The sequence below is a fragment of the Corynebacterium sp. ACRPJ genome (genome assembly GCF_022347345.1).
GTDB classification, from domain to species: Bacteria; Actinomycetota; Actinomycetes; order Mycobacteriales; family Mycobacteriaceae; genus Corynebacterium; species Corynebacterium tuberculostearicum_D.
On sequence record NZ_JAKRNC010000041.1, the window covers coordinates 1 to 637 of the forward strand.

1 protein-coding gene is annotated in these 637 nt (G+C 54.5%); it reads left to right on the top strand.

The features are described 5' to 3' along the window. Positions 1 to 233 (top strand): IS30 family transposase (locus MHY08_RS11610; protein ID WP_239236783.1); only part of this gene is annotated, 233 nt, incomplete at its 5' end. Between the last annotated feature and the right edge of the window lie 404 nt (positions 234 to 637).

Below are 637 nucleotides of genomic sequence, written 5' to 3' on the forward strand. Positions count from 1 at the left end.
TTACCTGGGATCAGGGAAGTGAAATGGCCTGCCATAAGGCCTTTTCTGTAGCGACAAACTGTCCCGTGTTCTTTTGCGATCCTGGCTCGCCGTGGCAGCGAGGCACCAATGAAAACACCAACGGACTACTTAGGCAGTACTTCCCCAAAGGAACAGACCTAAGCCTCCACAGTGCAGCGGACCTAGAATTCGTCGCCATGCAACTCAACCGCCGCCCCCGCAAACCGGCCTAAACGACAGGATGTGTTGGTGAGGTTACGTGGTTAGCCGGTCTGGCGTGCTGATATTAGGAATATTTCACTTATCCGGAGGGATATCCCAGCTTCGACCATGAAATACCGCCAAAGCCATGCCGGTGTGCTAGGCACCTAGGTTCACGATGAGAGGATGAGTAAAAATCATCCTCGATGCCCCGTCTGCGGCGGGACATGCACGAAACACGGAAAAACGAGTGCTGGGCACCAACGATGGCGATGCCGCACCTGCAAGGCCACCTTCACCCGCGTGAATAACGACGCCGTGCAAGCCAAATGGTTCCGCCTTTTCATTTCCTGGCTCACCTCCAGCAACAGCCTGGAAGAAACAGCTAAAACCTGCGGTGTTTCAACGCGAACTTTGCAACGACGCTTCACACCGT